The 8,119-nt window shown below is 73.7% G+C and carries 7 protein-coding genes and 2 pseudogenes; 1 reads left to right on the forward strand and 8 read right to left on the reverse strand.

What is annotated here, in order from left to right:
• The 8 genes and pseudogenes from MW084_RS24425 to MW084_RS01730 form a co-directional block, all read right to left on the reverse strand.
• A partial coding sequence (locus tag MW084_RS24425) for a hypothetical protein (protein WP_420833755.1) occupies window positions 1-104 on the reverse strand: 104 nt, incomplete at both ends.
• Between the two features lies 1 nt (window position 105).
• Window positions 106-329, reverse strand: a pseudogene (locus MW084_RS24430) (hypothetical protein); the annotation flags it as partial.
• Between the two features lie 444 nt (window positions 330-773).
• Window positions 774-1,865: a branched-chain amino acid aminotransferase gene (locus MW084_RS01705; RefSeq protein ID WP_010476105.1), complete on the reverse strand. Its 1,092-nt coding sequence runs from the start codon at window positions 1,863-1,865 to the stop codon at window positions 774-776.
• Between the two features lie 254 nt (window positions 1,866-2,119).
• Window positions 2,120-3,163 carry a 3-isopropylmalate dehydrogenase gene (locus tag MW084_RS01710; protein WP_010476107.1) on the reverse strand — a complete coding sequence of 348 codons (1,044 nt, stop codon included), beginning with the start codon at window positions 3,161-3,163 and terminating at the stop codon, window positions 2,120-2,122.
• A 148-nt stretch (window positions 3,164-3,311) separates the two neighbouring features.
• A complete protein-coding gene (locus MW084_RS01715) occupies window positions 3,312-3,455 on the reverse strand; it encodes a hypothetical protein (protein ID WP_010476110.1) in 144 nt (47 codons plus the stop codon).
• 241 nt (window positions 3,456-3,696) lie between these two features.
• Window positions 3,697-4,245: a GNAT family N-acetyltransferase gene (locus MW084_RS01720; RefSeq protein ID WP_010476112.1), complete on the reverse strand. Its 549-nt coding sequence runs from the start codon at window positions 4,243-4,245 to the stop codon at window positions 3,697-3,699.
• Between the two features lie 362 nt (window positions 4,246-4,607).
• Entirely contained in the window at window positions 4,608-6,239 is a 1,632-nt protein-coding gene (gene pruA / locus MW084_RS01725) for an L-glutamate gamma-semialdehyde dehydrogenase (protein WP_010476114.1), read from the reverse strand.
• A gap of 56 nt (window positions 6,240-6,295) precedes the next feature.
• Entirely contained in the window at window positions 6,296-7,273 is a 978-nt protein-coding gene (locus tag MW084_RS01730; RefSeq protein ID WP_255114347.1) for a proline dehydrogenase family protein, read from the reverse strand.
• Between the two features lie 180 nt (window positions 7,274-7,453).
• Here MW084_RS01730 and MW084_RS01735 point away from each other — a divergent pair.
• A pseudogene (locus MW084_RS01735) lies at window positions 7,454-8,115 on the forward strand (PucR family transcriptional regulator); the annotation flags it as partial.
• Between the last annotated feature and the right edge of the window lie 4 nt (window positions 8,116-8,119).

Below are 8,119 nucleotides of genomic sequence, written 5' to 3' on the forward strand. Positions count from 1 at the left end.
GCCCCGAACGCCACCAACGACGCATGCCGGAACTCCACCTCCCCCACCGCCCGCGCGAAGAACTCCGTATCCCGCGGATTCGCCCCAGGCCACCCCCCCTCCACNAACCCCACCCCGAACTCGTCCAGATACCGCGCGATCGCCAACTTGTCCCCGACCGTCAAACTGATCCCCTCACGCTGCGCACCATCCCGCAACGTCGTGTCGAAAACATGGAAACCGTCGTCGACGGGCTGCTCCGTGGTCATGGCCGTCCTGCTCCTGTCTGCTGGGCTTCGATGGGGGTGCCCCGCTCCCGGGGCCGCGCGAGGGGACCCACTCGGGGGGATAGGGGTGGATTGGTCCGCTTGTCCCCATTCTCGCGCGCTCGCCGCCGGCCCGTGGTGGGGCCGGAAAACGAAAAGACCCCTCGCGGGATGCGAGAGGTCTGCGCGCGGGTCTGGGACACGGTGTCCGCTGCCGCGACGGGGTGCGTCGGGGTTCAGCGGTCACTGCGGACCGGCGCGCTGCTGCCGATAATCATCGGGTGGGCGAGCACGGGGGGAGTGTGCCACAACCGCGCCGCGCCGTGGACAGGGGTCTCACGATGTGGTCGGGGCGGCCGGGGCCGCTCCCGCCCGACACGCTCGGGCGGCACGGGTCGCGGCGGGACGGCCCGGTCTTCCGCGGGCCCCGGCGGGACGGCCCGTCGCTCCGCACGCCCCGCACGGACCGCCGGGGCCCTCCGCCGCGGCTCGCGGGCCGTGGCGGAGGGCCTGGTGGGCAGCTCCGGGTCAGACGACCCGGTGGGTCCAGCCGTGGGTGTCCTCAGCGGCGCCCGTCTGGATGTCGAGCAGCGCCCTGCGGAGCTTCAGGGTGACCTCGCCGGGCCGGCCGTCGCCCTGCGTCCACTCGCCGCCGGCGGACTTGACCGTGCCCACCGGGGTGATCACCGCGGCCGTACCGCAGGCGAAGACCTCCGTCAGGGTGCCGTTCTCCGTGTCGCGGCGCCACTGGTCGGTGGAGATGCGGGCCTCCTCCGACTCGTAGCCGAGGTCGCCGGCGAGCCGGAGCAGGGAGTCGCGGGTGATCCCGGCCAGGAGGGAACCGGTCAGCTCCGGGGTGACGATCTTGTTCCCGTACACGAAGTACAGGTTCATGCCGCCCATCTCCTCGACCCACCGGTGCTCCAGCGCGTCGAGCCAGACGACCTGGTCGCAGCCCTTCGCCGTGGCCTCCGCCTGAGCGAGGAGGGAGGCGGCGTAGTTGCCGCCGGTCTTGGCGAAGCCCATGCCGCCGGGGACGGCGCGGACGTAGTTCTCCGACAGCCAGACCGAGACCGGCTTGACGCCACCGGGGAAGTACGCGCCGGCGGGCGAGGCGATGACGATGAACAGGTACTCGTTGGCCGGCCGGACGCCCAGGCCGACCTCCGTCGCGATCATGAACGGGCGCAGGTACAGCGACTCCTCGCCGCCGTGCGGCGGGACCCACTCCGCGTCCTGCCGGACCAGGGCGTCGCAGGCGGCGACGAAGGTCTCCACGGGCAGTTCGGGCATGGCCAGGCGGCGGGCGGAGCGCTGGAAGCGCTCGGCGTTGGCCTCCGGGCGGAACAGCGAGACCGAGCCGTCGGGGCGCCGGTAGGCCTTCAGGCCCTCGAAGATCTCCTGCGCGTAGTGCAGGGTCATGTTGGCGGGGTCGATGGACAGCGGCGCGTACGGCGTGAGCTGCGCGTCGTGCCAGCCGCGGCCCGCCGTCCACCGGATGGTCACCATGTGGTCGGTGAAGTGGCGGCCGAAGCCGGGGTTGGCCAGGATCGCCTCGCGCTGAGCGGCGGACAGCGGGGTCGAGGAGGGCTTGAGCTCGATCGTCGTGGGCGTCGTCATGACTGCTGTGTCCTTCACCGGTGGAGTGGGTCGGACCGCGCCCATGCCGCCGCTCCGGCCGCTGTCGCTGCCGGGGCGTCCGAACAACACCGCATGCCGCGGCCCTGTGTCCGATTATCGCCTGGAGGAACCGTGGCGGGAAAACGGGTGGGTCGTGGTCCGTGGGTTCGATGGTGGCACCCGTCGCCGCACGGGAGGAGCCGCCGGCGCTCGCGCGGTCCGGCGGCCGTTCCCGGCGTTCCCGGGCCGGCGGGTCAGCCCGCCGCGCGCGCCGCGAGCGCGTCGCCGATCTCGTCCGTGGTGCGCGCGCCGGACCCGGCACGGCCGGCGAGGTCGGCGGCGACCGCCTCCTCGACGCGGGCGGCCTCGGCCTCGTACCCGAGGTGGCGGAGCATCAGCGCGACGGAGAGGACGGTAGCGGTGGGGTCGGCCTCGCCCCGGCCCGCGATGTCGGGCGCGGAACCGTGGACGGGCTCGAACATCGAGGGGAACGCGCCCGTCGGGTTGATGTTGCCGGACGCGGCCAGGCCGATGCCTCCGGTCACGGCGGCGGCGAGGTCGGTGAGGATGTCGCCGAAGAGGTTGTCGGTGACGACGACGTCGAAGCGCTCGGGCCGGGTGACGAAGAAGATCGTCGCCGCGTCGACGTGCAGGTAGTCGGTGGTGACCCCGGGGTACTCCCCGCCCACCCTGTCGAAGACGCTCCGCCACAGGCGGCCGGCGTGGACGAGGACGTTGTCCTTGTGGACGAGCGTCAGCTTCCTGCGGGGGCGGGCCGCCGCCCGCTCGTACGCGTCGCGGACGACGCGCTCGACGCCGTACGCCGTGTTGACGCCGACCTCCGTGGCGACCTCGGCCGGCGTCCCGGTGCGCAGGCTTCCGCCGTTGCCCGTGTACGGGCCCTCGGTGCCCTCCCGTACGACGACGAAATCGATGTCGGGGCGGCCCGCGAGCGGGGTCGCGGCGTGCGGGAGGAGCCTGGCCGGGCGCAGGTTCACGTAGTGGTCGAAGGCGAAGCGCAGCTTCAGCAGCAGCCCCCGTTCCAGCACCCCGGACGGCACGGAGGGGTCGCCGATCGCGCCGAGGAGGATGGCGTCGTGGTCCTTGAGGGACTCCAGGTCCGCGTCGGGGAGGGTCTCGCCCGTGCGGTGCCAGCGCCGGGCGCCGAGGTCGTACTCCCGGATCCGCGGTTCCACGTCCCGCGGGAGGACCGCGCGGAGGACCTTGAGTCCCTGGGACACGACCTCCGGGCCGATGCCGTCGCCGGGGATCACTGCGAGATTGAGGCTGCGAGACATGCCGGCACCCTACCTTTCGTCCCATTCCCCGACATGGAGCGTCCGGAATGCGGACCGGTCTCCGGTCGGGCCCGGCCGGGCGGCCGGGCCCGACCGGGGGAAGACAAAACGGCGGCGGCACCGGGGTGCCGCCGCCGTGCGGGGCCGGTCAGCGGCCGGTGGAGCCGCCGTTGTCCCGGCGGTCCAGGGCGCGCTGGAGGGCGGCGGCGGCGTTCCCGCGCTCGGCCTCGGTGGGCCGGGTGCCCGTGTGGCGGACGCGGCGGGAACGGCGGGCAGGGGTGGAGGTGTTCATGGCGAAGGCTCCTCGTGCAGGGCGGATGCGGGAGGCGCCGGAAGGGGCGGAGAGCGCCTGCCGCAGGGGTGGCCTGCCGGAGGGCACCGCGCTCTGGTCCGCCGTTCGCTGATGGAGCGAGACGTTCGGCTCCCTCCACGCTAGGCGAGCGCGCGTCCCCTGTCTCCACGATTGCTCGGACTTCCTACTATCTGAGACGGCCCACCGCGCCCCGCCCTCCGCGACCCGGTCCGCCGCGCGGTCACAGCACGTCGCCGTCCCGCCAGTCGAACTGCAGCGGCCCGTCCTCGGGAACGGGCAGCGGCCGTCCGGCGGCGGGGCGCAGGAAGGTGCAGTCCTCCCCGTCCGCCAGGCGGGCCACGCCCCGCGGGCCGTACCCCTCGATCCGGCCGTTCCACAGGTGCCAGCCGCGCGAGCGGTAGAGGGCGGCGCCCTCGTCGGAGGCGCCCAGGGCGCCGAAGTCGTACGCGCCGTCGACCACCTCCTCCAGCGCGGCCACCACCCGGCCGCCGAGCCCCTGGCGGCGGCGTTCCGGGCGCACCCCCACGGCCTCGACGTACCCGACGCGGTGGGCGCGCCCGGCGTGCACGACGCGGCGCATGACGACGCTGCCGTGGGCGACGATCCGCCCCCGGGCGTCCTCGACGTACGCGTGGACGCCGCCCAGGCCGTGCTCCCAGTCCTCCTCGCCCAGGTCCCCGTCGAAGGCGTCCTCCAGCATGGCGCGGATCGCCGCGAGCACGGCCGGCGTCAACGCGTAGGTGTGGGCGGTGTGGAGACGATCGCTCATACCGCCCACTGTGGCACCGCCGCGGGCGCGGCGGCCCGGCTTCGGCACACGTTCACGCCATGGGCGGCGGGGTCCGCGCGCACCGGCCGGCGGACGGCCGGGCCGTCGGTGCCCGCGCGGCCGCGTCGGCGGAGGAGGGGACGCCCTGCGGGCCGCCCGTCCCGGAGGTCGGCGCTGCCGGGGGCCGGCCCCCGTGCCCGGACGGCGGAGGAGCCCGCGGCCGGGGGAACGCGACGTGAACGCCTCGTCGCCGCAGGCGGGCGGGCGCGCGGTTCCGAAGCGGGGCCCGAAGCGGCACCGCCCCCGCCCGGCGCGGAGGCCGGGCGGGGNCGGTGNGGGGCGGCCGGTGCGGGCCGGGGGCGTCAGCCCATGTGCGGGTAGCCGTACTCGGTCGGCGGGACCAGCGTCTCCTTGATGGCGCGGGTCAGCGTCCAGCGCATCAGGTTCTGCGGGGCGCCGGCCTTGTCGTTGGTGCCGGAGGCGCGGCCGCCGCCGAAGGGCTGCTGGCCGACCACGGCGCCGGTCGACTTGTCGTTGATGTAGAAGTTGCCCGCGGCGTACCGCAGCTTGTCCATCGCGTACGCGACGGCGGCGCGGTCGTTGGCGATGATCGAGCCGGTCAGCGCGTAGGCGGAGACCGCCTCCATCTGCTCCAGCATCTCCTCGTACCGGTCGTCCTCGTAGACGTGCACGGCGAGGATCGGGCCGAAGTACTCCTCCCGGAAGACCTCGTTCTCCGGGTCGGCGCACTCGATGACGGTCGGGCGGACGAAGTAGCCCACCGAGTCGTCGTAGGTGCCGCCCGCGACGACCGTGCACGCCGGGTCGGCCTGGGCGCGGTCGATCGCCGCCTTGTTCTTGGCGAACGCGCGGTCGTCGATGACGGCCCCGACGAAGTTCGACAGGTCGGTGACGTCGCCCATCCTGATGCCGTCGACCTCGGCCGCGAACTCCTCCTTGAAGCCGGAGTTCCAGATCGAGGCCGGGATGTACGCGCGCGAGGTCGCCGAGCACTTCTGGCCCTGGTACTCGAAGGCGCCGCGGGTCAGCGCGGTCTTCAGGACGGCGCGGTCGGCGCTGGGGTGGGCGACGACGAAGTCCTTGCCGCCGGTCTCGCCGACGATCCGGGGGTAGGAGCGGTACTTCTCGATGTTGTTGCCGACCGTCTTCCACAGGTGCCGGAAGGTGCGGGTCGAGCCGGTGAAGTGGATGCCGGCGAGCATCGGGTGCTCCAGGGCCACCTCGGAGACGGCGATGCCGTCGCCGGTCACCAGGTTGACGACGCCCTTCGGCAGGCCGGCCTCCTCCAGCAGCTCCATCAGCAGCACGGCGGCGTGGGTCTGCGTCGGGGACGGCTTCCACACCACGACGTTGCCCATCAGGGCGGGGGCGGTGGGGAGGTTGCCCGCGATGGCGGTGAAGTTGAACGGCGTGATCGCGTAGACGAAGCCCTCCAGCGGGCGGTGGTCCAGGCGGTTCCACACGCCGGGCGCGTTCGCCGGGGGCTGCTCGGCGAGCAGGTCGCGGGCGTACTTGACGTTGAAGCGCCAGAAGTCGACGAGCTCGCACGGGGTGTCGATCTCGGCCTGCTGGGCGGTCTTCGACTGGCCGAGCATGGTGGAGGCGGCGAGCGTCTCGCGCCACGGGCCGGACAGCAGCTCGGCGGCGCGCAGGAAGATCGCGGCGCGGTCGTCGAAGGACATCGCGCGCCAGGCCGGGGCGGCGGCCAGGGCGGCGTCGATCGCGTCCCGGGCGTCCTGCTGCGTGGCCGCGGCGAAGGTGCCGATGACGGCCCGGTGGTTGTGCGGCTGGACGACGTCCACCCGCTCGCCGCCGCCCATGCGCTTGACGCCGCCGATGGTCATCGGCAGGTCGATCGGGTTCTCGGCCAGCTCCTTGAGCCTGGCCTCCAGCCGGGCCCGCTCGGGGGAGCCGGGGGCGTAGCCGTGCACCGGCTCGTTGACCGGCGCGGGAACCTGGGTCACAGCGTCCATGGGTCTCGTAACTCCTTTGGTGAGGGGGTCAGGGGCGTGGCCCCACGGGCTCCGGATCAGTTCTTGGTGATCATCGAGCGGGCGAAGAACAGCAGGTTGGCGGGCTTCTCGGCGAGGCGGCGCATGAAGTAGCCGTACCAGTCGGTCCCGTACGCCGTGTAGACCCTCATCCGGTGGCCCTCGGCCGCCAGCCGCAGGTGCTCCTCGCTGCGGATGCCGTACAGCATCTGGAACTCGTACTCGTCCAGTCTGCGCCCGTGGCGGCGCGCGAGCTCCTGCGCGACGGCGATGAGCCGCGGGTCGTGCGAGCCGATCATGGGGTAGCCCTCGCCCGCCATGAGGGTCCTGAGGTGGCGGACGTACGCCCGGTCGATCTCCGCCCGGTCCTGGTACGCCACGGAGGCCGGCTCCTTGTAGGCGCCCTTCACCAGGCGGACCCGGCTGCCGTTCGCGGCGAGGCGGCGCACGTCCTCCCCGGTGCGGAAGAGGTACGCCTGGACGACGCAGCCGGTCTGCGGGAAGTCCTTCCGCAGCTCCTCGTGGATGGCGAACATCGAGTCGAGGGTGGTGTGGTCCTCGGCGTCCAGCGTGACGGTGGTGCCGATGGCGGCGGCGGCCTCCACGACGGGCCGGACGTTGGCGAGGGCCAGCTCGTGGCCGCCCGGGAATCCGGCCGCGGGCCCGGAGGACCCTCCGCCGGGGGTGGTGGGTGACGGGAGGGACTGGCCGAACATCGACAGCTTGACGGACATCTCCGCCCTGCCGCCCAGGCCCAGCGGCTCCAGGCGGCGGACGAGCTCCAGGTAGGCGTCGCGGGCGGCGGCGGCCTGCTCGGGGGTGGTGATGTCCTCGCCGACCACGTCGAGGGTGACGTCGAGCCCCTTGCCCGTGAGGTCGGTGACGACGGGGAGGACCTGGTCGACGGTCTCACCGGGGATGAAGCGGTCGACGACCGGCCTGGTCACCGGGGCCGCCGACACGATGCGTCGCATCTTGTCGCTGCGCGAGGCGGCGAGGATCACGGGACCCAGCACGGGGCACCTCCACGAACGGGGGTCGAACGGAACAAGGCGGCCGGAATCCGGTGTCGCGGAAACGGCACGGAGAACCACCGTGAAACCTAAGGATCCTCCCGGGAACAAGCCATCGACAGCTGTCACGCATCCGTGCCGCGGATCTCAGACACATGTCTGAAGAGGTGGCAGAATGTCCGGGTGAAAGGCGACTACCAAGAGCTGGTCGACGAGATCTCGGCGCTCCTCGGCGCCCCGGCCACCCTGGAGGACCGGGATTTCGGGCTGATCGCCTTCGGCGCGCACGACGGCGAGGACGCCTCCGCCATGGACCCGGTCCGCACGCGCTCGATCCTCACCCGCACGTCCACCCCCGCCGTGCGGGCCTGGTTCGAGGGGTTCGGCATCGCCCGGGCGACCGGCCCCGTCCGCATCCCCGCCGCACCGGACGCGGGCGTGTACCGGGACCGCCTCTGCCTGCCCGTGCGCCACCGGGGCGTCGTCCTCGGATACGTGTGGCTGCTCGACGCCTCGCCCGGCCCGGCGCCGGACCGGCTGGCCGCGGCCATGGAGGTGGCCGCCCGGATCGGGGCCCTGCTCGCCGGGGAGGAGCGGGCCGGCGCCGACCTGTCGCGCGAACTGCGCGCCGTGCTGACCGCCCAGCGGGGGTGGCGGTACGACCTGGCGGTGGCCGCCCTGCGCTCGGCGCTCGGCCCGGACGCGGACGGGCCGCACGCCCTGGTGTGCGTCGGCCCCTGGCCGGGCGGCGACGGGCCCTCGGTCCGTACGGCCCCGGGCACCGCGGCCCTGTGCGCGGCGCCGTGGCCGGTGCCGGGCGGACGGGGGACGCAGGACGCCGCGGGNCCC

This window comes from Streptomyces sudanensis (assembly GCF_023614315.1).
Classification (GTDB): Bacteria; Actinomycetota; Actinomycetes; order Streptomycetales; family Streptomycetaceae; genus Streptomyces; species Streptomyces sudanensis.